Origin of the sequence: Shewanella benthica KT99 (genome assembly GCF_000172075.1) — a bacterium.
In the GTDB taxonomy this organism is placed as follows: Bacteria; Pseudomonadota; Gammaproteobacteria; order Enterobacterales; family Shewanellaceae; genus Shewanella; species Shewanella benthica_A.
In genome coordinates this window covers 21059-47961 of sequence record NZ_ABIC01000029.1, presented here as the reverse complement: position 1 = coordinate 47961, position 26903 = coordinate 21059, and the positions used below count along the sequence as shown (strand labels likewise).

At 46.9% G+C, this 26903-nt stretch carries 25 protein-coding genes and 3 pseudogenes; 12 read left to right on the top strand and 16 right to left on the bottom strand.

All coding sequences use genetic code 11. The annotated features are described in order from the left end of the window. Positions 1-22: 22 nt before the first annotated feature. From phoU to KT99_RS13535, 4 genes are all read right to left on the bottom strand, one after another. On the bottom strand, positions 23-733 hold the full coding sequence (gene phoU / locus KT99_RS13550; protein WP_005501014.1) for a phosphate signaling complex protein PhoU: 711 nt from the start codon (positions 731-733) through the stop codon (positions 23-25). 76 nt (positions 734-809) lie between these two features. Then, positions 810-1628: a phosphate ABC transporter ATP-binding protein PstB gene (gene pstB, locus KT99_RS13545; RefSeq protein ID WP_005501013.1), complete on the bottom strand. Its 819-nt coding sequence runs from the start codon at positions 1626-1628 to the stop codon at positions 810-812. Between the two features lie 142 nt (positions 1629-1770). Beyond that, positions 1771-3423 (bottom strand): phosphate ABC transporter permease PstA, encoded by a 1653-nt coding sequence (pstA, locus tag KT99_RS13540; protein WP_005501012.1) that lies wholly within the window; start codon positions 3421-3423, stop codon positions 1771-1773. A 360-nt stretch (positions 3424-3783) separates the two neighbouring features. Then, positions 3784-6039, bottom strand: a complete 2256-nt coding sequence (locus KT99_RS13535; RefSeq protein ID WP_005501011.1) for an ABC transporter permease subunit — start codon at positions 6037-6039, stop codon at positions 3784-3786. A gap of 170 nt (positions 6040-6209) precedes the next feature. On the opposite strand from KT99_RS13535, the gene KT99_RS13530 reads away from it, so the two are divergent. Further along, positions 6210-6710, top strand: coding sequence for a glycine cleavage system protein R (locus tag KT99_RS13530; RefSeq protein ID WP_005501010.1), 501 nt, complete (start codon positions 6210-6212; stop codon positions 6708-6710). On the opposite strand, the gene KT99_RS22070 is transcribed toward KT99_RS13530, so the two are convergent. After that, positions 6672-6830: a hypothetical protein gene (locus KT99_RS22070; RefSeq protein WP_157752210.1), complete on the bottom strand. Its 159-nt coding sequence runs from the start codon at positions 6828-6830 to the stop codon at positions 6672-6674. The two genes, KT99_RS13530 and KT99_RS22070, sit on opposite strands and share 39 nt — an antisense overlap. 163 nt (positions 6831-6993) lie before the next feature. Here KT99_RS22070 and KT99_RS13525 point away from each other — a divergent pair, with 163 nt between their 5' ends. The 3 genes and pseudogenes from KT99_RS13525 to KT99_RS20945 all read left to right on the top strand — a co-directional run bounded on the left by KT99_RS13525 (position 6994) and on the right by KT99_RS20945 (position 9116). Then, positions 6994-7809 (top strand): DUF2797 domain-containing protein, encoded by an 816-nt coding sequence (locus KT99_RS13525; RefSeq protein ID WP_005501009.1) that lies wholly within the window; start codon positions 6994-6996, stop codon positions 7807-7809. 299 nt (positions 7810-8108) lie between these two features. After that, a pseudogene (locus tag KT99_RS13515) lies at positions 8109-8641 on the top strand (TonB-dependent receptor plug domain-containing protein); the annotation flags it as partial. Between the two features lie 256 nt (positions 8642-8897). Further along, positions 8898-9116 (top strand): lipase secretion chaperone, encoded by a 219-nt coding sequence (locus KT99_RS20945; protein WP_005501006.1) that lies wholly within the window; start codon positions 8898-8900, stop codon positions 9114-9116. A gap of 16 nt (positions 9117-9132) precedes the next feature. On the opposite strand, the gene KT99_RS13510 is transcribed toward KT99_RS20945, so the two are convergent. Next, the gene (locus tag KT99_RS13510) at positions 9133-9603 is read right to left on the bottom strand and encodes a DUF4136 domain-containing protein (RefSeq protein ID WP_232504305.1); all 471 of its coding nucleotides are present in this window, start codon (positions 9601-9603) and stop codon (positions 9133-9135) included. Positions 9604-9944: 341 nt separating this feature from the next. Here KT99_RS13510 and KT99_RS13505 point away from each other — a divergent pair. After that, positions 9945-10308 (top strand): annotated as a pseudogene (locus tag KT99_RS13505) (LysE family translocator); the annotation flags it as partial. A gap of 136 nt (positions 10309-10444) precedes the next feature. Further along, entirely contained in the window at positions 10445-11011 is a 567-nt protein-coding gene (locus tag KT99_RS13500; protein ID WP_005501001.1) for a DUF1415 domain-containing protein, read from the top strand. 89 nt (positions 11012-11100) lie between these two features. Here the strand turns inward: KT99_RS13500 and rihA are convergent, their stop codons facing one another. Then, positions 11101-12042, bottom strand: coding sequence for a pyrimidine-specific ribonucleoside hydrolase RihA (gene rihA / locus KT99_RS13495; protein WP_005500999.1), 942 nt, complete (start codon positions 12040-12042; stop codon positions 11101-11103). A gap of 400 nt (positions 12043-12442) precedes the next feature. Between rihA and KT99_RS13490 the strand changes: the two genes are divergently transcribed. Then, positions 12443-13210: a ribonuclease H family protein gene (locus KT99_RS13490; protein ID WP_005500991.1), complete on the top strand. Its 768-nt coding sequence runs from the start codon at positions 12443-12445 to the stop codon at positions 13208-13210. A gap of 73 nt (positions 13211-13283) precedes the next feature. After that, entirely contained in the window at positions 13284-13472 is a 189-nt protein-coding gene (locus tag KT99_RS21740) for a hypothetical protein (protein WP_005500989.1), read from the top strand. Positions 13473-13482: 10 nt separating this feature from the next. Here KT99_RS21740 and KT99_RS13480 read toward each other — a convergent pair whose 3' ends face one another. The 4 genes and pseudogenes from KT99_RS13480 to KT99_RS22950 form a co-directional block, all read right to left on the bottom strand. Beyond that, complete coding sequence (locus tag KT99_RS13480; RefSeq protein WP_005500988.1) at positions 13483-13686, bottom strand: hypothetical protein; 204 nt, start codon at positions 13684-13686, stop codon at positions 13483-13485. A gap of 74 nt (positions 13687-13760) precedes the next feature. Beyond that, complete coding sequence (locus KT99_RS13475) at positions 13761-14315, bottom strand: alpha/beta hydrolase (protein WP_005500987.1); 555 nt, start codon at positions 14313-14315, stop codon at positions 13761-13763. 34 nt (positions 14316-14349) lie between these two features. After that, a complete protein-coding gene (locus KT99_RS13470; protein WP_040571993.1) occupies positions 14350-14547 on the bottom strand; it encodes a hypothetical protein in 198 nt (65 codons plus the stop codon). A 365-nt stretch (positions 14548-14912) separates the two neighbouring features. Beyond that, positions 14913-15110 (bottom strand): annotated as a pseudogene (locus KT99_RS22950) (transposase); the annotation flags it as partial. A 233-nt stretch (positions 15111-15343) separates the two neighbouring features. Here KT99_RS22950 and KT99_RS13465 point away from each other — a divergent pair. Further along, on the top strand, positions 15344-16618 hold the full coding sequence (locus KT99_RS13465; protein WP_005500985.1) for a type II toxin-antitoxin system HipA family toxin: 1275 nt from the start codon (positions 15344-15346) through the stop codon (positions 16616-16618). Further along, positions 16615-17022 (top strand): helix-turn-helix domain-containing protein, encoded by a 408-nt coding sequence (locus tag KT99_RS13460; protein WP_005500984.1) that lies wholly within the window; start codon positions 16615-16617, stop codon positions 17020-17022. Before KT99_RS13465 ends, KT99_RS13460 begins: the two co-directional genes overlap by 4 nt. Before the next feature lie 532 nt (positions 17023-17554). On the opposite strand, the gene prpF is transcribed toward KT99_RS13460, so the two are convergent. From prpF to KT99_RS13430, 5 genes are all read right to left on the bottom strand, one after another. Continuing rightward, positions 17555-18871 carry a 2-methylaconitate cis-trans isomerase PrpF gene (prpF, locus tag KT99_RS13450; protein WP_005500982.1) on the bottom strand — a complete coding sequence of 439 codons (1317 nt, stop codon included), beginning with the start codon at positions 18869-18871 and terminating at the stop codon, positions 17555-17557. Between the two features lie 107 nt (positions 18872-18978). Further along, the gene (gene acnD, locus KT99_RS13445) at positions 18979-21600 is read right to left on the bottom strand and encodes a Fe/S-dependent 2-methylisocitrate dehydratase AcnD (protein ID WP_005500975.1); all 2622 of its coding nucleotides are present in this window, start codon (positions 21598-21600) and stop codon (positions 18979-18981) included. A gap of 106 nt (positions 21601-21706) precedes the next feature. Beyond that, a complete protein-coding gene (gene prpC, locus KT99_RS13440) occupies positions 21707-22831 on the bottom strand; it encodes a bifunctional 2-methylcitrate synthase/citrate synthase (protein ID WP_005500972.1) in 1125 nt (374 codons plus the stop codon). A 99-nt stretch (positions 22832-22930) separates the two neighbouring features. Then, positions 22931-23809: a methylisocitrate lyase gene (prpB, locus tag KT99_RS13435; RefSeq protein ID WP_040571991.1), complete on the bottom strand. Its 879-nt coding sequence runs from the start codon at positions 23807-23809 to the stop codon at positions 22931-22933. Positions 23810-23849: 40 nt separating this feature from the next. Beyond that, on the bottom strand, positions 23850-24527 hold the full coding sequence (locus KT99_RS13430) for a GntR family transcriptional regulator (RefSeq protein ID WP_005500968.1): 678 nt from the start codon (positions 24525-24527) through the stop codon (positions 23850-23852). 260 nt (positions 24528-24787) lie between these two features. On the opposite strand from KT99_RS13430, the gene KT99_RS13425 reads away from it, so the two are divergent. Both KT99_RS13425 and KT99_RS13420 read left to right on the top strand, forming a co-directional pair. After that, positions 24788-25183 carry an LETM1 domain-containing protein gene (locus KT99_RS13425; RefSeq protein ID WP_005500966.1) on the top strand — a complete coding sequence of 132 codons (396 nt, stop codon included), beginning with the start codon at positions 24788-24790 and terminating at the stop codon, positions 25181-25183. A 129-nt stretch (positions 25184-25312) separates the two neighbouring features. Further along, entirely contained in the window at positions 25313-26674 is a 1362-nt protein-coding gene (locus KT99_RS13420) for a leucyl aminopeptidase family protein (RefSeq protein ID WP_005500964.1), read from the top strand. Positions 26675-26903: the final 229 nt, after the last annotated feature.

Genomic DNA, 26903 nt, shown 5'->3' with positions numbered 1-26903 from the left:
ACCCAACTTTCCTAAGACCAAGCTATAGGTTGAGATCTTTTTCCATCTCTTCATAAGATACGTGGCGCACATCTTTGCCTTTAACATAATAGATGATGTATTCACAGATATTCTGACAGCGATCGCCGACACGCTCTACGGCTCTGGTTGCCCAAAGCACATCAAACACCTCAGGTATTGAGCGGGGATCTTCCATCATATAGGTCATAAGTTGGCGGATGGTGCCTTCATACTCTTTATCTAACTTAGCGTCTTCCTTATGGAGTGCGAACGCTGCATCAGCATCCATGCGAGCCAAGGCATCGAGGGTACCGTGAAGAAAACGGGTCGCGTGGCGTCCCATGCTATCCAGACTCACCAGCAGAGGCTGCTGCTTTTTCAAACGTTTCTCCAGAGCAACCTTGGCAATTTTCACACAGGCATCACCAATACGCTCTAAATCTGTGATGGTTTTAGAGATGGCCAGCACTAACCTTAAATCACTCGCAGCAGGTTGTCTTTTGGCGATGATACGGGCACATTCCTCATCGATCGCGACCTCCATACCATTGACCTTATGATCGCCTTCGATCACTCTCTGGGCGAGCTCAGCATCTAAGTTCGCAATAGCATCCAGTGCTTGCTCCAACTGACGTTCGACCAGTCCGCCCATGGCCAAGACGTGGTTACGAATATCATCCAGCTCGGCGTTAAACTGACCCGAAATGTGTTTATTTAAATTCATATTGTCCATCGGTGTTAACCCTTTTTAAGTCTCTCATCCCCAGGGAGCTTAGCTCACTGGACTTGGAATTGTTGATTCACTCTAATTACCCGTAACGGCCGGTGATGTAATCTTCCGTCTTACGTTTCTGCGGCGTGGTAAAGATGGTATTGGTATCGGCGTACTCAACCAGCTCGCCCATGTACATAAATGCGGTTTGATCTGACACCCGAGCCGCCTGCTGCATGTTGTGGGTCACTATCACCACGGTATATTTAGATTTAAGCTCACTGATCAGCTCTTCGATGATCAGGGTCGATATGGGATCCAGAGCCGATGTGGGTTCATCCAGTAGTAACACCTCAGGCTCAATGGCAATGGCGCGAGCAATCACCAAACGCTGTTGCTGACCTCCTGAAAGGCCGAAGGCGTTATCATGAAGTCTGTCTTTCACTTCATCCCATATCGCGGCACCGCGAAGAGAGCGCTCGGCTGCGTCATCAAGATCGCGACGATTGTTTATCCCTTGAAGGCGCAATCCGTAAACCACATTCTCATAGATTGATTTAGGAAAAGGGTTCGGACGCTGGAATACCATGCCTACGTTACGACGCAGGGCGGCAACATCGACCTTTTTGTCATAGATGTTTTGTCCGTGAAGCAGGACTTCACCACTAATATGGCAATTATCCACCAGATCATTCATACGGTTAATACAGCGCAACAGAGTCGACTTACCACAACCACTGGGACCGATAAATGCGGTAACTTTTTTCTCCGGTATCTTCATCGATACATCGAACAAGGCCTGTTTATCGCCATATTTCAGATCTAAGTTACGGATCTCCAGGGCTGTTTCTTCCTGGCTCAAATTTTTCAGGTCCACTGATTTAGTACTCATCGCTGACTTATCTATCGAAATCATTTTATGTCCTATCACTTTATAGATCTGCTACGCATCTCTATTTGAGTCACTATGTGACAATTTCTTGGTTTATAACTGCAACTTAAAAATAATGATTTAGTTTCTTTATCATACTGGATTTATATTACTCCGCTAGCCGGTATTATTGCTCGAGTGAGCGATATTTCTCACGTAGATGGTTTCGAACCGCTATCGCCGTCAGGTTCAATGACACAATGACAGTAACCAGCAGGAACGAGGTGGCGTAAACCAGAGGTCTCGCAGCCTCGACATTCGGACTTTGAAAGCCCACATCGTAAATATGAAAACCTAAGTGCATAAACTTTCGCTCCAGATGTACGAAGGGAAAATTCATATCTATGGGCAAGGTTGGTGCAAGCTTAACCACACCCACCAACATCAAGGGAGCCACTTCACCCGCGGCGCGCGCCACTGCCAGAATAAGTCCTGTCATGATGGCCGGGCTCGCCATCGGCAAAATAATGCGCCACAGGGTTTCCGCCTTGGTAGCACCCAGTGCTAGGCTAGCTTGGCGTACCGAACTTGGGATACGGCTCAAACCTTCCTCGGTCGACACGATAACCACAGGTAAGGTCAGGATAGCCAAGGTTAATGCGGACCAGAGTACACCCGGGGAACCGAATGTCGGCGCCGGCAGCGCTTCGGGAAAGAAGAGCTGATCTATGCTGCCACCGAACATATAAACGAAGAATCCTAATCCGAATACCCCATAAACAATCGAGGGCACACCGGCCAGATTAATCACGGCGATGCGAATCATCTTAGTGACTGGGCCTTTCTTGGCATATTCGTGCAAATAAACCGCCGCAACCACCCCAAATGGCGTCACAATCACAGCCATCAGCATCACCATAAATACGGTGCCGAAAATAGCCGGAAATACTCCGCCCTCAGTGTTGGCTTCACGAGGATCGTCACTGACGAAACGGCCAACACCGACGAACCAATGGCCCAATTTATCCAGAAGGCCCAGACGGTTGGAGTAAGTCACATCCAAAATGCTGCCCAGCTTGAGGGTAACCTCGAGGCCGCGCATGTCTTTGATAACGACCGAATCCCGACCCGCTTCTTTCCTGAGTTCGAAGAACTGTTTCTCTACAATCAGGTATTGAACCTGTAGTTCAGCCCGCTTATGGGCTAAATCGGCCTTTATCACAGGTGTTAGTTCACCATCGAGTTCATAACCACGTCCCTGCAGACGAAGCTTCTCAATGGCGTAATTTATCGAACCGATCTCCCCCTTCTGTATGTCCACCGCCTTATCATTGAGCACCACAGCACGCTCGATGTGCGACTCGAACGAAGCTTCAACATTATCGAAGTTGAGTCGTTTACCATTTTCTATGACAGCAACAGGATAACCGTAAAAGTCACCATTTTTACTGCGCTCCATGACCGCAATATCTTTGGGTTGACTGCGTGAGATGATGTTTGTGGCTAGGATCCAGCGAAAATCCAAACCAACAAATTCACGGTTTCCCGTTTTAACTAAGTAACGGGTGACCGTATCCCCCTGTGCCTCTTTAAACACATGACCAGCCGAGAGCAGCTGCTCTGTGGGCACCTGTTCGGTGTCGTAGATCTCACCGATAAGTGTATATTTGGCTCCATGTTGATCTTGCATCTCCCATTGGTAGATCTCAGCAGGCCAGAAGTAACTCAAACCCCGCCATGCAATCATCAAGAGTAGCCCCAGTACCGCAATCAAACTGATGCTGACCGCACCACCTGTCATCCAGATCCAAGGAGAGCCCGACTTAAACCAATTACCCATGAGAATATCTCCCTACATCTAGTGCTGAACATACCGCACCACCTGTCATATCACAGCCCCAAGGAGAGCCCGACTTAAACCAATTACCCATGAGAATATCTCCCTACATCTAGTGCTGAACATACCGCACCACCTGTCATATCACAGCCCCAAGGAGAACCTGACTTAAACCAATTACCCATGAGAATATCTCCCTACATCTAGTGCTGAACATACCGCACCACCTGTCATATCACAGCCCCAAGGAGAACCTGACTTAAACCAATTACCCATGAGAGTCTCTCCATAAGTTCAACTGTAAAACCCATATATTCATGTTCATATATATATTCATCATTTCTTTGCTACTAAAATGAGCGATTAAAGTGAGCTATAGCGTTCACGTAGACGCTGTCTGACCACTTCGGCAATAGTGTTGAAGATAAAGGTGAAAATAAACAGTACGAAGGCTGCGAGGAAGAGTACCCGATAGTGAGAACTGCCTATGGCCGACTCAGGTACTTCGACGGCAATATTCGCCGCCAGGGTGCGCATGCCCTGAAATACACTCCACTCCATGATAGCCGTGTTACCCGTCGCCATGAGTACGATCATGGTTTCACCAACCGCACGCCCCACTCCCATCATGATGGCAGAGAAGATGCCAGGACTTGCAGTTAATAAGACGACGCGAGTCAGTGTCTGCCAGGTGGTTGCACCCAGCGCCAAACTACCATTAGAAAGATGACGAGGCACCGAGAACACCGCATCTTCGGCTATCGTGAAGATAGTTGGAATGACCGCAAATCCCATGGCGATACCGACAACCAGCGCATTTCGCTGATCGAAGGTGAAACCGAGCTCATTGGTGATAAATAACCTTGAATCACCATCGAAGAAAATGATTTCTAAAGCGGGACTGATGGCGAAGGAGAACCAGCCGACGAATAAAATCACCGGGATCAACATCAACTCCTGATAGGCTTCGGGCAAGTACTGCTTAGCCTTACCCGGCAAGTTATGCCAGAGGAAAGCGCTGGTCAGTATCGAGACTGGCAAGAGGATGAGTAAGACTAAGATCCCCGGCAAGTGATCTTCTATCAAGGGGGCCAGCCATAAACCGGCAAGGAAACCGAGTATTACCGTAGGCAAGGCTTCCATGATCTCTATGGTTGGCTTGACGAAGGAGCGTACTTTAGGCGTCATAAAATAGGCAGTATAGATGGCGCTGGCAATCGCCAGAGGCGTGGCAAACATCATGGCATAGAAAGCGGCTTTCATGGTACCAAACGCCAATGGCATCAGGCTCAACTTAGCTTCAAAATCATCGGATCCCGAAGTCGACTGCCACACATATTGGGGCTCAGGATAACTTTCATACCACACCTTGCTCCACATAGCGCTCCATGACACTTCAGGATGAGTATTGGAGACACTGAACATATGTAACTTATGGTCAGCTTCGACCACTAAGGCGTTAGAGCGTGGGCTAAATCCCAGCGTGCTGGGATTCTTTAAGTCAAAATCTTTGGAAAACAGTTTTCTTTGGCTCGTGGTATAAAGCAACGACAACTTGCCATTATCGCTGATAGTGACGAAGCTCTTGCGATAAAATTCAGCGGCAACACTCTTAATGCCGCCATGATTGATAAATTCGCGTATCTCTTGATACTGACGTCCTTGGTTACCATTTACCTGAAAATACTGTTGTACCAGGCCTGAATCGTAACTCACCAACAGAGAGCTTGCCCCTGCTAGCAGGCTAACATTTGTGACCTTGACACCAGTACGCCCCAGCTCTAATACTTGACTCAGGGAGACAGCTTCGACATCTCGAATATCATAGACGAAGAGTTTATTGTCTGATCTAAGCAGGAGTTGACGCTGATCCGGGGTCATCAATTGTTGCTGAACACGTACCGGAGCATCGTCGATGATGCCACTATAAGCAGACCATTCGACCTCTTCGGTCATCATGTTCTCTTCACCTTCCTGACGTGACAGACGCCAAATATTGTCATCTCCCTGATAAGCAAAGGTGATCTTATCGCTACTGTAATCGAATGCGAGATTGTTTATCGATTGCCCCTGTTCATCGACAGTCATGGGCGCCTTGCCATTAGGGAATCTCAAATTAGGTGTGATGAGTCGATTATTGTCTGGATAAGTCACAGCAAACTCGATACCCGCAATGATCACCTGACCATTATCGAGTCCGAAAGCAAATCTCTGCTCACTTGGCACCGAGGCTGAACTACTGACAACCTGACTACCCTCGGGAAATTCCAGCTGCTGAGTATTAATTAATTTTGATGAGCTAACATCATAAAAATCGACTCGACCAGTTTGAGAGACACGGTACATGATCTCATTTTGTTCATCGCTTCCAACCATCAGGGCCGGAACTGAATCATGGAGATCCACGCTCGATACTGGTGACACTTCGGCGTCATCGAAGATAGGCTTGATAACATAGAGCAGATAAAAGAAAATTAACAACAGAGCGATAAATACCATAGCTCCGCCAATAGTCACCCCAATTTGAGTCAACTTATCCTTAATTGCCCTGCTGCTAGGACCCCTCCCCATCAGTAGGTTATGAGCCTTAGAATCAGGTTGTTTTACCTGAGTTTCCATTAGAACCTCGTTTATTAAATAGCCAGTAGACTTTTCACTGGGATTATTCTAAAAATAGCTTAGAAGCAATCTCATTATTCTGATGTGTGGCATTATATGACGTAAAGATGACACTAGTGTTACAGTGTCTAATCAAGAGTGTAATAAATAAATAAACAAGGAATATCAATATGTTAAGATACTTAGTCACACTGCAGGTCGCAGACAGAAAAGGACTGGTTGAACAGATAGCACACGCAGTTAGTCGCCATGGCGGTAATTGGCTGGATTCTGAACTGCGTCATATCGATGGTATCTTTGCCGCCATACTCCTGTTAGAGGTACCCTCATCCAACTGGGACATCTTAATCGAGAATCTGGAACGTATCGAAGGCTTGAGCCTGACCTATGCCAAGACCAGCAAGCAACCCAATAAACTACAACATCTTAGCTTCTCACTTGTCGCCTATGACAGACCCGGTCTGGTACATGAAATCTCCAATAAAATAAGCGCTCTGGGTATCAATATCGAACACTTCAGCAGTCGTTATGAGACAGCCTGCCACACTGGCGTCGCCTTATTCAGAGCAAACTTCGATCTCGGCATGAGAAACCCCGAGCAAGAAGAACAATTATGTGAAGCACTTTATGCATTAGGTGACGATGTGGTACTCGATAAGATAAGCCGCTAAAGCTGACTTGATCCAATCGCTAATTCTGACCCGAATAAAATCAGACTCAATCTCAACATCGAAGAGAACTTTCTCTTCGATGACTTTATCTTCAATGGCTTTCTGTTCAATCTCCTTCACTTAGCCTTGAGAATACTTCTTTACAAAAACTTCGCAATCGATTAAACCAATCAAGAATCAAATCAACAATCTGATATAATGAGAAATTAATACCGATTAAGATCGTCAATGTCATACTCGAAATTGTAGGGAACGATAGAGTTTCCAATGATAGGAAAAAAATATGCTAGGAACCATCAAGAAGATGCGCGCCACACTGGATGATAACCAGCAGGTGCAGTATCAGTTACCCATAGGCGATGATTTATTAGACATGAATCCGCTAATAGGCACCAGTGTCACCCTCACACATACAGGCAAAATATGTTGCAGTAACTGTGGCAAACGTACCAAGAAGAGCTATTCTCAGGGCCATTGTTTCGTCTGTATGAGAAAGCTAGCCAGCTGCGACCTGTGTATCATGAAGCCCGAAACCTGTCATTTCGCCCAAGGGACATGCCGCGAGCCAGAATGGGGAGAAGCTAACTGTTTCGTGCCTCATTACGTTTACCTGTCAAATACCTCAGGTCTCAAAGTTGGCATCACCCGCCATACTCAACTTCCGACCAGATGGATTGATCAGGGTGCCACCCAAGGTTTAGCTATCTTGAAGGTGTCGACCAGACAGATCTCCGGACTCGTCGAAGTCGAATTAGCCAAGATGATCGCCGATAAAACCAATTGGCGCACCATGTTAAAGGGCAATGCACAAGATATAGATCTAAAAGCGAAAGCCGCAGAATTGCTGCCGGAAGTCGAAAACAAGATCCATGAAATATGCATGGCACATGGCGACTATGCCATCGAGAAGCTCGATGAAGAGATACAGACTATCCACTTCCCCGTCACCGAATTCCCAACCAAGATTAGCTCACATAACTTCGACAAAGATCCTGTGGTCAGCGGCATTTTACTCGGCATAAAAGGTCAGTATTTAATCTTCGACACTGGCGTTATCAACCTGAGAAAATTTACCTCATATGAGATCAGTGTAGGCTAAATATATTGCTGATAGCCTATGATACATAAGATAAAAAGCTCATGATAACCATGAGCTTTTTTATTTATCTATAGTTGATTTATAGCAATAATCATTAGTATTTATGATCTAACACTGTGACTTTATCGCCATTCTCCGCAAGATAAAACTATCAATAGATTTATCCAATCATCTGTGAGAATTTTCATCTCTCATCATACATAAAAACGTGATCAGAGGCACAAAACCAAGTTAAACCAAACACCGCCTGCAACATAAGTGAACCAAATGTAAATAACCTGCCAATGGTGATAGCAACGATTATCACAGGCAGTCGCAGTGTCGAACGCATCGATGAAGTGCCATCTTCGTCACCTTGATCGACAACAAGATGCTTAAGCAAGATATCTTGGTCAGCTCTGAGTTGCAGAATATATTGGCGTTCCGCGTACCGGGAATGGCGCCAAGCTCAGGCACCTCCAGTAACTCGGGGCAAACATTGCGTGGCCGCAAGGCGCTCATCATGATCGATGGAGTGCCACAGTCGACGCCACTAAGAAATGGTCAGTTAGGTATTCGTTCCATCGATGCCAGAACCAGAGTCCAGCTAGGCGCCTCGAGCAAGTTCAGCGCGGTAAAGTTCGAAGATACCCCGGGTTATCGCTTCGATGCATCCATAGACGGTGCAGTCGATAAATTCAGTTATGTATTGAGCGGTGCAATAGAAGAGACGGGCTTACAGCGCGACTCGGAAGGCGATGTGATCGGCCTTAAATACGGATTATCTGAGAGTAAATCAAAGAATCTATTCACCAAACTCGGCGATGCCTTCGACGAAGAGAAGTATCTGCAGTAAAACACCCGAACAAGAGCCATCACTTAGGTTACAGATTGAAGATACTCAGCCTTCACTGCCGCTTCAAGTGAACAGTCAGCCATTAAGTCTGGAGCTGACACTAAGATGAAAGTTCGATGACATCATCTTAGAATATCAACAGCATCAAACACCCCTTAGAGCCTCAGCCAATCCAATTGGCTCACATGCTAGAATTAGACTCGACTGATCAGGTCTACCTTTTGGCCTTATTCGGGCATTATCGCGACTATCAATGGGCTCTTATCGAGATAAAAAACTCAGCCCCAGCATAGATGAAGATATGCAGATGAGCCAAAGTCTTGCGTTTATCGAGCAAGCTCACGATAGCCAATGTCAATTTTTCAGTGAGCAGGAGATCCAAGCCTTCTTCGCACAAGACAATGCTTACGACCGACAAGCAATGCCAATACCAAGAGTCGTGTCATTGAAAATTTCAAAATCCTTCTGCTAAACTTCTATCTTTAAAATTAAACGCTAGGAATGCTTCTCAACATTAAAGAGATAAGTTCGTCAAAACCTTGCTGCCTCTGCTCACCAGACTGCTTAAAGTCGGTAAAACCTTGTGCTAGCACACGCCAAACTGGCTGTGGTTGCATAGGCTTAAATAGCGCCACTAACACTGAGCCTTTCTCATACTGATCAGAATCGATACCAGCAGTCGATAAGCCAGGCACTAATCCGGTTTTCTTCAAGATCTCGGTATCACTCATGTCGGACTCGAGTGCCAAACCAAAACCTATCAGCAGATCCGGAGACTCATCGACGGACACGAGTCGATAACCTTTAGACTCCATCATCTGAGTGATCGAGGCGCGCATATGACGAACGATTTTTTCACTGTCAATTCTCTCATCCGCAACCACATTTCCCAATGAAGGATGCCAGGCAAAACGAGAAGTTTTCTCAGAAATGAAACCCAGATCCCCCGTTGTCACCATAGTCGTGCGTGTAGAGCTGGTTTCAACAGGGTCGACAGTGACGCAAGCCGTCAAAAATGTGATTAAAAATAAGCAGATTAGTTTTTTGATAATGAGGTTCCTTTCGATACCAGAGCTAGGCACTCAACAATTTTTCAATGCCTCAACAATAACACAGCAAAGGTTAACCTAAGCTGACTCATAAGTAACCAAAATGGAGCGCATTTACCCATGGATTATCTAAAATAACTCCTTAGAGTGCTTTGCTATCAACCAAGGTATTAAACTGAGTCCCAGTTGCAAATTTAGCTTCACTGTCTCACCAATTTAGCTAAGATGGCTTGCCGATTTACCCTTATAGGCCCAGTATGGTGCTCGCCATAGGTTTAGGCATGAGCGCCTTATTCCAGACCTACCCGGTCATCCATTTAGTCATCAAATATATAGGCATTGCTTACCTGCTCTACCTCTCATGGCTTATCGCTACTAGCAGCAGTAAGATGGAAGGCAAACAAACATCGGATCCATTGAGCTTCATTCAGGCGGCAGCCTTTCAATGGATCATCTTGATACCCCATTACCCCCCCCCAAGTATTGACTATCGCGGCTGTTTTCCTCAGCGTCGCCTTTAAACGCCTACTCAAGAATGAACGACAACAGAAAATCTTCAACATCTCCATGCCAGTCCTACTCGTGGCGTCGATCATCCCTATGACCTCACCATAACCAGAGTTATTTAATGGAACTGGTATTATTTAGTGCTCTGTGCCAAGTTCAACACGAAGCGCTTGCGTACTCTGCCTTTCCTCCTTATCCTTGCCACCATAGATGCATTACTAAAACAGATTAAGGCTAGGCCGGCATGTCACAACACGAACAAGACAAACAACTTCGGCTCATCGCGCAGCAGACTCAAAATTGGGTAGAAAGGGTGATAATGAAGTACAACATCTGCCCGTTCGCTCGCCGGGAAGTCGAACGTGGCAGCATACGCTACACGGTGATCGATGAATCCAAGATGCATAATGTACTCGAAGCCTTGATAAAAGAGTGTAAGTTTTTGGATGATAATCCAGAGGTTGAGACCACACTGTTTATTGTCCCCCGTGGTTTCGAGGGCTTCTACCTTTATCTGGATCTGGTCGATGTCGCCAACAACCTGCTTATCGAACAAGGCTATGAAGGCGTTTATCAGCTTGCCAGCATGCATCCGGATTACTGTTTCGACGGCGAGCCTATGGATGAGCCATCGAACTACAGCAATCGCTCCCCCTACCCCTTGCTGCATATCATTCGAGAGGCTAGCATGGAGCAAGCACTAGCCAATTATAACGACCCTGAATCCATTCCCGAACGTAATATCGAATTTACCCAGCGCAAAGGCAGTGACTTCTTCGCCCAGCTACTCTCCCAATGCATGAAAAAATAAGCCTCAGAGAATCCATCAATGAGCGCATTATCTGCTGATAAGGCATGCGCTCAAATACTTCTCAATTTTACAAGTTTATCGAATGAAGGCTATTTATTGTAAGTCTGCAGACATTCGACGATAAGATCGACAAATCCCTCACGATCCACATCGAACAGCACCTTGGCATTAGGCTTATTACCCGTCAGTTGATATCTGTCCACCACGGTCATCCCTTGCGTGTACTCACCCTTAGTCTCGATACCTACCCACACGTCTTGAGCAGTAAACAACTCAGGTTTGAGTAGCCAGGCTATGGTGCACGGATCGTGCAGCGGTGCCCCCTTGAGCCCCCACTTAGGGTCTTGATGATAGATCATGAAGAAATCCAACAGACCGGCGACGCACTGAGCAACCGGATTATCTATGGCGCGAATTCGCTCTATATCTTGCTGCACAATATAGGCTTGGTGAGTCACATCCAATCCGCACATGACGATGGGGAGCCCTGATTTAAACACCATATCGGCCGACTCAGGATCGACAAAAATATTAAACTCGGCGGCCGGCGTCCAATTGCCCGCAGCCGCGGAGCCTCCCATCAAGACTATGCTGTCGATCTTAGCGTGCAACTCGGGATAACCTGCCAGCAGCAGGGCAATATTGGTCAAGGGGCCTGTGGGGTTAAGAATAACCGGCACTTCACTGGCGCGAAGTTTCTGCGCCATCAACTCCACAGCGTTGATCTCGACCGGAGCGAAAGCCGGATCTGGCAGTTTAGGGCCATCCAGGCCGGACTCTCCGTGAACATTGTCGGCAATGATCAGCTCTCGGGCCAGAGGCTTAAGGGCACCACCGGCAACGGGCACATCATAACGCTCCAACAAGGTCAGTATGCGCAGCGCATTATTCAGTGTCTTATCCGGTGTCTGATTACCGGCACTCGTGGTCACAGCCAGTACATCCAAGGCTTTAGTGCTAAAGGCGAGAATAAGGGAGATGGCATCATCATGACCTGGGTCACAATCACAGATAATGGGACGACTCGTCATACTATTTACTCCTGAAAAACAAAAAATGACCTAAGTGGTCGAAAAATATATCTAACTGGTAACCGAGTTTACCTGAGGCTAAGGAGAATTCTGTGAGTCAGTCTACAGCCTGAATAGCTAGGGCGATGCAGACCAGAGTGCATCATAATAATTGACACATGGGGATGCACATAAGCTCGATACCACTAAGGGGCTGAATGGTTAATTTCACAGCTATTCTCACCTGAGTCAATCCGGCTTCTTAATCGGATAACCTTATCTGCAAATAAAACTGCAGTAAGATTGTGCAAACGAGCTCAGTGTTATCGCTTCTTGCGGCAGAACAGGTGACTTTTGCGCTAGGTAACCGTAGTATTTGCCAGAATATACCTTTTCTATACAGCAAATTTAAGAGTATCAAATGGCTAAAAAGTTTTATGTGGTTTGGGTCGGGCGCGAAACAGGGGTTTTTACCACTTGGGATGCAGCCAAACGTCAGGTCGATAAATTCCCTAAGGCCAAATATAAATCCTTCAAGACAAAAGCCGAAGCCGATGCCGCATTTTCTGCTGGGTCGCCCCGTACTTATGTCGCTAAATCATCTAGCTCGTCTAGCGCAAGCAAGAGTAACCAAGCCCCGACAGCTAAAACATCGGCTTCTAACGCTGACTATGATGTGGTGATCTATACCGATGGTGGCTGTGAACCAAACCCGGGAAAGGCAGGTTCTGGCGTTGCCGTGTATAAGGATAATGAGTTATCTGAACTTTGGTACGGGCTATATAACAGCCATGGCACCAATAACTCGGCCGAGTTAAATGCATTGCATCAGGCGCTATTAATCGCACAAGAGAACTTGGCAGCAGGCAAATCAGCACACATTCGCAGTGACTCCCAATACTCGATAAATTGCATCACCAATTGGGCCTATGGCTGGAAAACCAAAGGCTGGAAACGCAAAACCGCCGGTGACATCAAGAATCTGGATATCATTCAGGCATCACATGCCCTGTATGACGAGCTTAAAGAAAAACTGGTTATCTCCCATGTGGCGGCTCATATTGGCATAGAAGGTAACGAGTTAGCCGACAGAATGTCTATCTATGCCATAGATAAAAAGGATGCCGAGTTTTGCCGCTATCCTGAACCAATAGTGCTTGCTGAGATTTTAAGTTTACGCACGGGTTAATAGACCCGCCTTCCTTGGCAATAACGAGGTTTTTGAACCGCTGACTTTAGATAATATTGCCAAAGACAGCTTCTTGCTTGAGTGTTATCAGCGCCATTACCAAGGTGCATTAGACCATTTTAACGGCCGCGACAATGAGTTGGGCCTAGATCAAAAAGATGAGTATTTCGATAAAGACGTGGTTGATACCCGCTTAGAAGAGCTGCTTATCGATGAGGCCAAGATTTGTGAAAGCATTCCTTTCACCGCAGCGCTGCATTAACTCGAATATTTTAAACCAGCCCCTTAGCCAGATCTTCAACCACATTGAGCGCCTGATTGAGCTGCGCCATAGAAACATAAGGCGCCGGGCCAAATCTTAACTGATCGCCACGACGATCACACAAGATGCCTCTTCCAGCCAGTTGCGCTACCCAGTCACTCGCTTTGGCTGTGGTTAAAGATAAGAAACCGGCACATAAGTTGAAGTCAGGCATGGCTAAATATTAAAAAAACCTGACCTGTATAGGTGAGTTAACAGTATGTAAACTTGCAAAATCTAGATGAATCATTAATCAGAGTTAAGAAATGCTGATATTGACTGATAATATCTAGCGTATTGAGAAATATCATTGTGGTCGGCACCTTCGATGAAGACCACCTCAGGAGCGCGGTTAACCAATGATTGTATAAGCTTGTCTGTGTGTATCCGGCGAACGACCTTATCATCCTCTGCCACTAAAATCAGGGTGTCAGAATAGATGCTCCCGGCGCGCCCTAGCGAATTGAACTTGTCTTTGAGTAGTATGGACATAGGGTAAAACGGAAATTGTTTTTGGGCTATGCTTTGAATGCTGTCAAACGGGGTCACCAAGACTAGTTTCTTCAGCGGACGCTCCGATGCGATATAAGTTGCCACGCCGCTGCCTAAGCTTCTTCCGATAACGAATACACTCTCATAAGTCAATACCAGACGATCATACAGCACTAAAGCATCCGACAATAACGCAGCTTCGCTAGGTGAGCCCTCACTGCCGCCATAACCTCTATAATTGACCAAATATACCGAAAAAGATGTCGATTCTGATTCAAATGCTTGTTCAAATTCTGGTGCTGTAAAGGCCACATTTTCGGCGTTACCACCAAAATAGATAATCGCCTTATCCTGACCCTTGTTTAATAAGATGCTTGTTTAATAAGATGCTTGTTGTCGATACACCATCATTTTCAAATGTCACTTCATCGAACCTGTGCTCTACTGCTCCTGTTGGAAAATAGATAAAGCTACGCTGCATCAAGTAGAGCATGACGCCGAGTCCAACATAGGTGACGATAACGAGTATTAAAATTCGATTCATATTCTGCAGTAACCTCGGCCATGAGTTCATCATGGGATTTATCGAGTGGATGGGTGAGCCCTGATGCGCATCCAGGGCTTATTGCTTGTTAACCAAATCATGCAAATGGCAAGATCAAAGCCAGCCATTAATAATCAATAACATACTTAGCTAAAAGTGGATTATCAATACATCATTAATCATCAAGACGTAAAGCCAAAAATATCTGCATATTGATTGGTTAAAAAGAAGAAAAACGATTAATTTGAGGCAAAATCATGAATTTCAGACAAATCAAATCTGGTCCTTTATTTAGGCCTGTTAGCAGCTTAAGTGCATTGGCTCTACGAGCGATAGGTTCATTCAGTGCCCGCAACTCTTATGAAAGCGTTAGCACAAATATCAATGGCAAACACGGAAGCAAGCTCCAGTAGTCGACTTTCAACCCAATCCCGTCTATGCTCATAGGATTAACCAGTATAATGATCGACACAACACAAAAAAGCCTTTATAACACAACGAGATACACAGTGGCAATAGAGCGTATCTTCTAAACTGACTAACGCTTTTCTTGGTGTTGGCATAACAAACCCTCCTCAACAACTCTGACTTAAGCTTAGTCAAGGGATCTCCATCTAACTATCCAGGGTGTCTTGGTTGTTTCTGAACCCAAAATGCCTCAACAACTAGTACTTATGAGCTTTGTTGTGTTAATATCGACTCAATAATGACTATTACCTATATTTATTGAGCCAATATAGGTGCAGAATCATTCGAACACTTACAATCCAACTACATCAGGATTTTGTCTGGCATCATGGCGCTCCCAGAGCTTCTTGATTCTAATAATTGTAGACTTGACTATGAATTTGGGCATGTGCTACTTAATTACCACCAGTTTGCAAATACAGCGCTTAGCATTCGCCTACTCGTCGATAATATGACCTATCGAGAAACCAAGTGGTTTCGTTTTCTTGATGACATCATGCCAGCAGGATCAAGCCGCAAATATTGGATCAATAAATTAGGCTTGAAAGATGAAAAGCACTTAGTCCGTAACTTTGAACTACTAAGCAAGGGCACAGTTGCACCGATTGGCAATCTACGCATCAAAGAGTCTGTTCCCGATAAGGTGGTAAATGCCATACCGGTAAGCTTCACTATTGATGATGTTTGCAGATTAGAAGTCGATTTTATTGAATATGCTCAAACGCATGGCGCAGCCTCTGGTGCTGGTGGTGCTGCTCCGAAGTTACTGGTTAGATGTGACAAAAATGATTGTGTTTGGATTGATACATTCCAAGATGATCCTACAAATCTAGATACTCGATATTGGGTTAAGTTTGCTCGTGGCCTTAAAGCTATCGACAAGGATATTTTAAGAGCTGAATATCACTTCTATCACGAACTTACATCACTTAACTTTGATACTATATCAATAAGTAAGATGAGATTAGAAGAAAGCGAAAAAGGACCATCATTGTGGCTACCCAGGTTCGATACCATAGTGATTGATGGACGAGAACAATTACTAGGAATGGAGTCGGTGTATTCTGTATTAGATGAAGGACCTGCAACGGCTCTGCATCACGGAGATGTTATCCGTCGTCTAATTAGTACCATACAAAACCCTGACGCTAACGGTACAACCGAAACTTTCCTAGATGATGTTGACGGAAAAGAAGCGTTTATTATTGAGTGGGTACGACGAGATTTACTTAATATTGCTTTTGGAAACTCTGATAATCATGGTCGAAATACATCATTTATTAAGCGGGACAACAAAATTTCATTGTCTCCAATATATGATTTTGCACCAATGAAAGCCGATCCTGAAACCATCACTAGGACATTTACTTGGGGGCCAGAGCTGGAAAAAGGAGGTGAGTATAACTATCCTGCCATTGCTGAGAGCCTAAGTGACCTCATTGATCCACAAAGGTTGATGAGTGAATTAAGAGATACCGCCAAAAAATTGCTAGGTTTACGAGAAAGGTTACTTAAAAGAGGAGTCCCAGACTCTATTTTAAACTTTCCGAGCATGAATTATGAAAATTTAGAAAATAAATTTAAGCGCTGGAACTTATTATGAAAAATTCATTTACTCCCTTAGCTGTGAAAGTTAAACCCAGTGGTCGAAAAAAACTAATTTCGAAAAGTAAACGCATGCAGCCTACAGAGAAGGACGAGCTGATGCTCAGTGTCTGTCAATCAATGCTGCTAGGCGAGATAACAACAGGTGGCGCGTTGAAAAAACTACGAATTCAAATGCTTTCAATCAATCAAGATCAATATGCCAGAATGGTTGGGGTAACAAGAAAAATCATTTCTGAAATCGAAGGAGATAAATCTAAAGCAAGTGCTAGCGTACTGAATCAAGTACTAAGAGGTGTTGGATTGAGTGTCATGGTAATGCCACGGGACAAATACTTGCAAGAGCAACTTATTCAGACCGAAAAGCAGGTCCTAGATAATTTGATAGCCATAAAAAGCTAGATTTCAGAAATAACCTTCTAGTGAAAGCCCAGTGTAGATACGGCTGCGAGCTTAGATTACAGGGTCTCCAGCGCAGCAAAAGAGTATAACCATCACCCATATTAATCTTCCAAGCCGACTAACGGCTTTCTCAGGGGTGACGACGCTCCTAACACCGAGAGTCCCTTCCTCTGCTACAACTGACTAAGACCAACTAGAAGAAAAATGACACCATAATTAACAATGGTACGTAACAAGCTAATCATCAGCAGAGCGAACACTATGCGGATCATTTTTGCCTGTTTAGGCTGCGCGAGTAGAGGCTTAAGTAAGCCGCCAAAAAATAACCAAAAAAGATCGAATATTGTGGCAACCAACAAACAGATAAGCCCAGTCAACAGGTAACTAGAAGCAACATCGGTTATTGGCAATCAGTTATTAAATGAGAAAACTGTGAGAATATAGCCAGAAATGTAACATCTGGTCTGTCAGGTGATTTTTGTTGGAGTATGATGATTGCAATTTCGCGGCTAAAGCCGCTCCTACATCGAAGCTAACTCTCATCAGGAACTCGAACCCAGCCCTCCATCAATATCCTGGCGCTGCGGCTCATGGATACCTTAGTGACAGTCCATTGGCCATCGACCTGCTTAGCCGCTGCGCCCACTTTCAAAGTACCCGAAGGGTGACCGAAGCATACTGAGTCCGCTTGGCTGCCTGCTTTAGTGTCTGTTTCAATGCCGGTTTGCATAAGAGTGCCTGAGTTCGCCGCTAGGTTGACTAAGGTGCCGGGAATGACAGCAGCCGTGCCTATGGCTACTGCAGCGGTGCCCATCATGGCGTGATGCAGCTTGCCCATGGACAGGGCGCGTACATTGAAATCTATGTGCGAGCGCTCAACCTGCTTGCCACTGGATGAGGTATAACTGCTAGCAGGCGAGACAAAGGCAATCTTGGGTGTATGTTGACGAGACTCTGCCTCATCAACATGGGCGATAAGGCCCATCTTGACCGCACCTATGGCGCGCAGTGATTCAAACATCTCCAGGGCTTTAACATCACCATTTATTGCTGCTTGCGACTCATCACCGCGATAGCCGATATCCTCGGCATTGACGAAGATGGTCGGAATACCGGCATTGATCATGGTGGCTTTTATTTTTCTCGGCTCCAAGCTGTTATTAAACATGCCAGGTGGAAGCTCTATCTCATCGACCAAGTTACCCGTGGGGAACATGCCAGGCTCCCCTTCCCCCTTCCCTTCATTAGCCTTATCTGCAGGGTCGATAAAATCGACACCTATTTCAGCGGCCGGGAAGGTCACGCCATCGAGTTCAAAATCACCGCTTTCCTGCACTTCACCATGGGTGATAGGCACATGGGCAATAATGGTTTTACTGATATTGGCCTGCCAGATTCGTATCACGGCTATACCATTTTCCGGAATACGGCTGGCATCGACAAGGCCCGCATGAATGGCGAAAGCGCCGACAGCGGCGGACAAATTTCCACAGTTGCCACTCCAATCGACGAAGGCCTTATCAATCGCCACTTGGCCGAAGAGATAATCCACATCGTGATCGGCCTGAGTGCTTTTCGACAATATGACCGTTTTGCTGGTGCTTGAGGTTGCGCCGCCCATACCATCGGTCTGTTTACCGTAAGGATCTGGGCTACCGATAACACGTAAAAGAAGTGCATCACGGGCCACCCCGGCTACCTGCGCCGCCGGTGGCAAATCAGTTAGCGAGAAGAACACGCCCTTACTGGTGCCACCACGCATATAGGTTGCTGGCACTTTTATCTGTGGCCTATAGGGCATAAGCTCAGACGATTTACGCTCAGAAGAGTTAGTCAATTCTTGTGTCATTACAAAACTATCCTTTTAAATCAATCCTTTATACTCAGGTAAACCACAAGGGTTACATACTTTATATTTTGCCTGAGCTTTATTAAACCCGCTTACAAGTCACTATATTAATTCACATTTGAGTCAAGAAAATCTTGGGCGAAGCGCTGTAATATCCCACCCGCTTCATAGATTGTCACTTCCTCTGCGGTATCTAAACGACACTTAACCGGGACTTCAACTTGCTCACCATTTTTACGTGTGATGATTAGCGTCAATACCGAGCCTGGCATGCGCTCGCCAATCACATCATAGGTTTCGCTGCCGTCGATACCATAGGTATGGCGGTTATTGCCAGCGGTAAACTCCACCGGTAATACCCCCATGCCCACCAAGTTAGTGCGATGAATACGCTCAAAACCTTCGGCGACAATCACTTCGACGCCGGCGAGACGTACGCCTTTGGCGGCCCAATCACGTGATGAACCTTGACCATAATCGGCTCCGGCGATAATGATCAAAGGCTGTTTACGCGCCATATAGGTCTCGATAGCTTCCCACATGCGCGATTCAATTCCTTCGGGTTCGATACGCGTGAGTGAGCCTTGCTTAACCTCAACTTGGCCATTCTTACCGAGCTGAGTCACCATTTCATTAAACAGCTTAGGGTTAGCAAAGGTGGCGCGTTGGGTGGTTAGATGATCGCCTCTGTGGGTCGCATAGGAGTTAAAGTCAACTTCCGGTAAGCCCATCTTATCCAGATAATCTCCAGCGGCGCTGTCGAGCATGATGGCGTTCGAGGGAGACAGGTGATCGGTAGTGATGTTGTCACCAAGCACAGCCAGAGGACGCATGCCCTTCATGGTACGCTCGCCCGCGAGTGCACCTTCCCAATAAGGAGGCCTGCGGATGTAGGTACTCTGTGGACGCCAATCATATAGCGGATCGTTGTCACTGCCGTACTCGACTTTAATATCGAACATGGGCTCATAGACCTTGCGGTACTGCTCAGGTTTGACACTTTTAGCTATGACCCTATCTATCTCTTCATCACTGGGCCAGATATCTTTCAAGGTCACATCATTACCCTGACTATCTTTGCCGAGCACATCTTTTTCGATATCGAAGCGAATGGTACCGGCAATCGCGTAGGCGACAACCAGAGGCGGTGAGGCTAAGAAGGCTTGTTTGGCATAGGGATGGATACGACCATCGAAATTTCGATTGCCTGAGAGCACCGCCGTGGTGTACAAGTCTCTGTCGATCACTTCTTGTTGAATCTCAGGATCTAACGCGCCGCTCATGCCGTTACAGGTGGTACAGGCAAAACCGACAATACCGAAGCCCAATTGCTCCAATTCTGACAACAGTTTGGCATCTTCAAGATACAACTGCACGGTTTTGGAACCTGGTGCCAGTGAGGTTTTCACCCAAGGTTTACGGGTCAAGCCTTTGGCATTGGCATTACGGGCGATAAGCCCAGCAGCTATGACATTGCGGGGGTTTGACGTGTTAGTACAGCTGGTGATGGCCGCGATAATACAGGCGCCATCGGGCATCAATTCTTTGCCATCGGCATCGAGAATTATATCGTAAGGACCACTGATCCCCTGCTGAGCAAGATCACTTGTCGATACGCGGCGATGTGGATTCGAAGGCCCGGCGATGTTACGACCCACCGATGACAAGTCAAATCGCAGTACTCGATCATACTCGGCATCGATTAAACTATCGGCCCATAGGCCAGCTTGCTTAGCATAGTTTTCCACCAGTTTTACCTGACTGTCATCCCGGCCAGTCAGCTTAAGATAATCTATGGTCATCTCGTCGATATAGAACATGGCGGCAGTGGCGCCAAATTCGGGTGTCATGTTAGAAATGGTGGCACGATCGCCCAATGTCAGCGCCTTCGCGCCTTCGCCATAGAACTCTAAATAGGTCGATACCACTTTCTTATCGCGTAAAAACTCGGTGAGCGCCAGCACGATATCCGTCGCGGTGATCCCACTCTGACGTGTTCCCACCAGCTCGACGCCGACAATATCTGGCAGACGCATATATGAAGGGCGGCCCAGCATGACACTTTCTGCCTCTAAACCGCCAACACCTATGGCGATAACCCCAAGGGCATTGACATGTGGCGTGTGACTGTCGGTGCCGACTAAGGTATCGGGGAATGCCACCCCATCGCGAGACTGGATAACGGGAGACATCTTTTCCAGATTAATCTGGTGCATGATGCCGTTACCCGGCTGAATAACATCTATGTTTTTAAATGCCGTTTTAGTCCAATTGATGAAATGGAACCTGTCAGCGTTGCGCCTGTCTTCGATGGCACGATTCTTCTCTAAGGCATCTTTCTCAAACCCGGCGTGTTCCACCGATAAGGAGTGATCGACTATCAGTTGCGTCGGCACCACAGGATTGACTTTAGATGGGTCGCCGCCCCTAGCGGCAATGGCATCACGCAGACCGGCCAGATCGACTAACGCCGTCTGGCCAAGAATATCGTGGCACACCACGCGGGCCGGATACCAGGGGAAATCCAAATCTTGTTTGCGCTCGATGATCTGTTTGAGTAATTCGGTCAGCTTAGCAGGCTCGCAGCGACGAACCAGGTTCTCGGCGTAAACGCGAGAGCAATAAGGCAGCTTGCGGTATGCACCCGCTCTGATAGCGTCAACGGCAGCCTCTGTATCGAAGTAATCGAGTTTACTGCCGGGTAGAGATTTACGGTATTGGGTATTCATCTTTATTCACTCAATTAGCACTGTTCGCTTATATACAGTTCACTTATATAAAGCGGGAACCTAGGGGCTAGGGGCTAGTTCCTAGGACCTAGATTTTTATGGGCGCTTATCTTGTTTCGATTGGCGTCACTTTACGTGGCTCGCTGCCGGTGTAATCGGCACTCGGGCGAATGATGCGGTTATTCGAACGTTGCTCCATCACATGAGCCGCCCAGCCGGTTAAGCGTGAACAGACAAAGATAGGGGTAAACAATTTAGTAGGGATACCCATGAAGTGATAAGCCGATGCATGGAAAAAATCCGCATTACAGAAGAGTTTCTTGCTGTCCCACATAAACTCTTCACAGGCGACGGAGATATCATAAAGGCTGGTATCACCATTCTCCTGCGCGAGCTTCTCAGACCAGGCCTTGATGATCACGTTGCGTGGATCTGAGGTACTATAGATGGCATGACCAAAACCCATGATCTTCTCTTTACGCTCAAGCATACCTGCCATCTGCACCTTGGCATCGGCTGGAGAGCTAAAACTCTGGATCATAGCCATTGCCGCCTCATTGGCGCCGCCATGTAGCGGACCACGCAAGGTACCTATGGCACCTGTGATACAAGAGAACATGTCAGACAGGGTCGATGCACACACACGAGCGGTAAAGGTCGAGGCGTTAAACTCATGCTCGGCATAGAGGATTAGCGACACATCCATCACGCGGCGATGCTGCTCAGAGGGGGCTTTTCCGTTGAGAAGATGCAGGAAATGACCGCCGATAGAGGCTTCATCGGTGACACAATCTATCTCGACACCTTCATGGGAGAATTTGTACCAGTAACACATGATGGCCGGAAATGCGGCGAGAAGACGATTAGCGGCGCGATTTTGCTCAGAAAAATCATTTTCTGGCTCTAAGTTACCGAGGAAAGAGCAAGCTGTGCGCATCACATCCATAGGGTGTGCATCACGAGGAATACGCTGCAACACCTCTTTGAGTACCTGAGGCAGATCACGTAAGGTTCTCAGCTCGGCCTTGTAAGTCTCGAGTTGATTCACCGTAGGCAGTTCGCCATTAAACAACAAGTAGGCGACCTCTTCGAAGCTGGTATTGTCGGCCAAATCTGACACGTCATAGCCACAATATGTTAAGCCGCTGCCAGATTTACCCACTGTACAAAGGCTGGTTTCACCGGCGCTCTGACCACGTAGTCCTGCACCACTCAGTTTTTTATCACCCATTGCTCTTTCCTCTCTTGGTTAACTGTGACCTCGCCTCTGTAATTCCTTCACAGAGTTTTGTAACGGGTCATCTATTTTTATTATGCTTTATGTAAGGTTTTACTTGTTCTTGCCTTCACTAAAGAGCACATCTAACTTCTGCTCATAGGCGTGGTACCCCAGATAATCATAGAGTTCCATGCGGGTCTGCATCTTATCGATTACCGCCTGCTGATCGCCATCTTTTAGAATCGTTTCATAGACCATTTCAGCCGCCTTATTCATCGCCCTAAATGCCGAGAGCGGATAAAGCACCATGGCACACCCCCACTCACCCAGCTGCTGTTTATTCCACAATTCTGTCTGACCAAACTCGGTAATATTAGCCAAGATAGGCACATCTAATGCCTCGGAAAAGGCGCGGTAATGCTCCTCAGTTTTCACCGCTTCGGCGAAGATGCCATCGGCACCGGCAACAACATAGGCTTTAGCTCGCTCGATGGCGGCGGCTAATCCTTCTTGGGCGAAGGAGTCGGTACGCGCCATGATGAAAAAATCGGCATCCGTGCGAGCATCCACAGCCGATTTGATTCTGTCGACCATCTCTGCAGTCGAGACGATCTCCTTGTTAGGCCTGTGACCACAACGCTTCTGGGCAACCTGATCTTCCATGTGCACGGCTGCCGCTCCCGCCTTCTCCATATCTCGTATGGTCTTAGCTATGTTGAACGCCCCGCCCCAACCGGTATCGATATCCACCATTAAAGGTAGATCGCAGGCTGATGTGATGCGTTGTACGTCAACAAGCACATCATTTAGCGAGGTCATGCCTAAGTCGGGTAAACCGTATGATGCATTCGCCACACCGCCACCGGAAAGATAGATGGCCTGATGACCTATCTGTTTAGCCATCATGGCCGTGTACGCATTGATAGTGCCCACTATCTGCAAGGGGGTATTGTCTGCTAGTGCCTGGCGAAACTTTTTACCTGCGCTCATGCTTTCCTCTCTTTTCATTGGCTGCTATATGCTGATTAAATCATTTCACCCGTTCACGGCTTTGGGCTAAATTCTGCTCAATATTGTGCTTCGAATACATGATGTGACGACGCATCAAGATCTCAGCCAGCTCCTCATCACGATTGGAAATGGCCTGTACTATGTGTTTATGTTCATCGAATGCCGTGGTGACCCTAGGTCCCGCCATACCAAGTTGCACACGATACATGCGCACCAGATGATAGATGCCATTGACGAGCATGGAGATAAGGTGTTTATTCTTGCTACCGAGAATGATGCGGTAATGAAAATCGACATCACCGGCTTCCTGGTAATAGGACTCACCGCCTTTGACTTCATCAAAATGGGAATTTAACAGTAGGTTGAGATCATCTATCTCGCTTGTTGTCATATTTTTAGCCGCTAACCTTGCCGCCATACCCTCGAGAGATTCGCGAACCTGATATAACTCGATCAAACCATCGGTGGATAAAGAAACCACTCGAGCGCCGACGTTGGCTTTACGCTCGACGATATGGCACGAGGCTAATCGATTGATCGCTTCACGAATGATGGCGCGGCTGACGGCATATCTTGTCGACAACTCAGTTTCACTCAGCTTGGCCCCAGAAGGGATCTCTCCTTCAACAATATCTTGCCTTAGCTGAATAAAGGTCTTATCTGCCGCTGTAACGGGTTGTTCGCTGAAAAACTTCATTTTTAACTAGGACTTCTTTTACATTAGATTGTCGACAATATAGCCATATCCTCTCGATTGGTCAAACATAACCCGGCATATTGTCGACAAAACACCTGTAGTAGCAGGTTTACATCCAGCAGAAAATCACACTAACCTCACTCAATACGCTCGTTTTTCAACCAACAACCAAGGGTACTCCTTAAAGATGATACAAATGACTGTAATAAAACCATCAAGCACAGCTTTGCCTATAGGGTCGCCTATGAGACAATCGGACCATGAAAATTTATGCCCATATTCACAAGGCCCCCATACGCGTTTTCCGCATCGGCAGAAAGCGATTCTGGATCCGCTTAAAACGCGACATGCTTATTTTGCAAGATGCATTGTCTCAGGAGAAGCAGGAGACCAAAGATATGATGGTCACCTATAAACGTTACACCAAGAAGCAGGCCAGTCGTGAAGAGCTAGCCGAAGCCAATAAGCAATTCGGTGATTTGTTAAAGGGATTAGGCCTGGGCGTATTTGCCCTGCTGCCGTTCGCCCCGCTGACCATACCTCTGGTGGTCAAACTCGGCAAGATGGTAGGCGTAGATGTGCTACCAAGCTCATTTAACAATCTTTCCAGAAAGAGAAAGAGACGTTCCGCAAAATTGGCTGAAAATGAAAAATAGCTAGCGTCGTTTTAAATCCCCTCAATATTCCCCACCTCTGCCTTTAACCCATATTGATTGCCTGTTACCCTGTTAGGTAATACAAACACCCCTTCTCCAATCGATACAAGCAGCGAGCACGAGTCCAACATGACTGAATTATTGATCTCAGGTGCCCTTGGCACCCCTCTCACCATCTTACACACAGATGCATACTCAACTTGGCTAGCCGAGCAAGACACTCAAACGACAAACTGGCTGGCTACGACTCAGTTTGGCGGCAAAGGCATGAGCCTGGTCCCCAACGGTGCAGGTGAACTCTCCCAAGCCATTTATGTAACTTCCGATCTAGACTCCTATTGGTTATGCGGCGATCTGGTCAACCAGCTTCCTGCGGGCCGCTACACCATCCAGGGCAGCGAAGAGCAAATCAAAGTCGCGGCATTTAGCTGGGGTCTCGGCGCATATAAGTTCGACCGTTATAAGCACAATGACAAAGTTTATCCGCAACTGGTATTGCCGACTCAGGCTCAGGCCGACGAAGTGAGAAAACTGGTGCGTTCCGTGGCTATTGTTCGCGACCTGGTCAATACGCCAGCCGCAGACATGATGCCTCAGCACTTGGGTGAGATTATGCAGAATTTGGCCAGTGAATTTGGTGCAAGCATCACTCAAATCGTTGGCGATAAGCTGCTCGAACAAAACTATCCGACTATCCATATGGTGGGCCGTGCAAGTGAAAACCTGCCACGCCTGATAGATATGACCTGGGGTGATGAGAATGCACCTAAAGTGACTTTAATCGGTAAAGGTGTGTGTTTCGACTCCGGCGGACTGGATCTCAAACCCGGTGCAGGCATGCGTTTGATGAAGAAAGACATGGGCGGCGCCGCTCATGTTATCGGCCTGGCTCACCAGATCATGGCGAGTAACTTACCCATACGTTTACGCGTATTGGTACCGGCAGTCGAGAATGCGGTATCCGCCAATGCTTTCCGCCCAGGTGATGTGATTAAGACCCGCAAAGGCATCACGGTTGAAATTGATAACACAGATGCCGAAGGTCGCTTAGTACTGTGTGATGCATTGGCCGAAGCCAACAATGACAAGCCTGAGCTGATGATAGATTTCGCTACACTCACTGGCGCCATGCGCATCGCCCTAGGCACCGAGCTTCCCGGCTTCTTCAGTAACGATGATCGAGTGGCAGCCGATATGACTCAGTCAGGTCTCAAGGTACAAGATCCTATCTGGCGCATGCCACTGCACAAGCCATACCTGGAACTCACCGGCAGCGACATTGCCGATCTAGCCAACTGTGGCCGTATTCCGCAAGGTGGCGCCATCACAGCAGCACTTTATCTCGAAGCCTTCGTCGATGCAGATATTAGCTGGGCTCACTTCGATGTGATGGCCTGGAACACGCGTAAGCTTCCCGGTCGCCCTATCGGTGGCGAAGCCTTCGGCATCCGCGCCGTATTCGATTACCTGCAGACACGTTTTTCGAAGTAAAATGGTTTTAGGAACTAGGCGCTAGCAGAGATATTTTTGCCATCCATGGCATCCGGGGATAACACCATCCATGTACAAATCCACTCCTATGCCATCCATGGCATCCGGGGATAACTACATCCATGTACAAATCCACTCCTATGCCATCCATGGCATCCGGGGATAACTACATCCATGTACAAAAAAGCCAGAACTCAGTTCGGGCTTTTTTGATCTATCTGTTTAAGCC